Source organism: Amycolatopsis sp. NPDC104819, assembly GCF_055583145.1.
Window position 1 is genome coordinate 1 of sequence record NZ_JBVJON010000040.1, and the last position, 1,517, is coordinate 1,517.

1 protein-coding gene is annotated in these 1,517 nt (G+C 69.1%); it reads left to right on the plus strand.

What is annotated here, in order from left to right; all coding sequences use genetic code 11:
• The first annotated feature begins 109 nt into the window (after window positions 1–109).
• Window positions 110–1,501: an IS4 family transposase gene (locus ACZ63E_RS46040; protein WP_465342628.1), complete on the plus strand. Its 1,392-nt coding sequence runs from the start codon at window positions 110–112 to the stop codon at window positions 1,499–1,501.
• The last annotated feature ends 16 nt before the right edge of the window (window positions 1,502–1,517 follow it).

Below are 1,517 nucleotides of genomic sequence, written 5' to 3' on the forward strand. Positions count from 1 at the left end.
CAAGGCCGGGCAGTTAAGGCTTCAGATGTGATGTCAACCCCGTGACACAAGGCAACGGAGCTTCCGCTAGAACATCGTCGACCAAGATCAACGTTCGGCGGGAGCTCCGTTGTCCGCGCAGTCTGTCACACCCCGGATCGTCCGTGCCTCCGCCGGGGTCTTCGCCCCCGGCCACCTCGGCGAACTCACCCAGATCGTGCCCTTCGACATGGTCGACGCCGTCCTAGCCGAAACAGCCCCCGCCGCACAAAGACGGATACGGCTGCTCCCAGCCCGGGTCACGATGTACTTCCTGCTGGCGATGAGCCTGTTCCCCGAACACGGCTACCGCGGGGTGTTCTCGGCCCTGACCGCCGGCCTGGGCGAGCAGGCACTGGCGACTCCGACCGCTTCGGCGTTGCGTCAAGCCCGGTCCCGGATCGGCCCCCGCCCGCTGGCGGCGTTGTTCGACCTGCTGACCGGACCGATCGCCTGGCCCCATACTCCCGGCGCCTGCTGGCGGGGCCTGCGCCCGGTTGCGGTCGACGGGACCGGCATCGCCATCCCCGACAGCACCACCAACCGGGCCTGGACCGACACAGCCACCGGGTCTCACCCGGCAGCCGGGTATCCGCTGCTGCGGCTGGTGACCCTGGCCGAATGCGGCACCCGCGCGCTGATCGGGGCAGTGTTCGGCAGCCCCGCCCGAGGCGAACTGGCCTACGCCACCACACTCCTGCACCGATTACGTCCAGGCATGGTGCTGCTGGCCGACCGCAACTTCGACGCCGCGCCTTTCCTGACCCAAGCCGCCGCCTCGGGCGCGGACCTGCTGATCCGGCTCAAAGCCAACCGCCGCCCGCCACTGCTGGGCCGCCAACCCGACGGATCGATCACCTCACGCATCGGCGGGGTCGAGGTCCGGATCATCGAAGCCCGTGTCACCCTCACCACCGCTGATGGTTCCCGCCGCAGCGAGCACTACCGGCTGGTCACCACCCTGCTCGACCCCGGCCGTTATCCCGCCGCCGAGCTGATCGAGCTCTACCACCAGCGCTGGGAGATCGAATCGGCCTTCCTCGCTCTCAAACACACCCTCCTGCAGGGCCGGGTGCTGCGCTCACGGACCCCGGCCGGGGCCGAGCAGGAACTCTGGGCGTTGCTGGTCACCTACCAGATCCTGCGGATCGCGATGGCCGATGCGACAAGTTCCCGCCCAGGCGTCGATCCTGACCGGGCCGGGTTCAGCGTTGCGCTGCACGCCGCCCGCGATCAGGTGATCACCGCCCAGTCCGTCATCGCCGGCACCCACATCGACCTCGTCGGCACGATCGGCCGTCGTGTCCTGGCCGGTCTGCTCCCGGCTCGCCGGGCCCGGATCTGTCCCCGGACCGTCAAACGACCGTTGTCCAAGTACGCCTACAACAAACCCTGCCAGCCCCGCGCCTGCCTCACGATCACCATCGATGTGACCGTCACCGACGCCGCGGCAAGCCCGTTGACACGCCCCACCCCGCCCTAACTACCCGGCCTTGCCC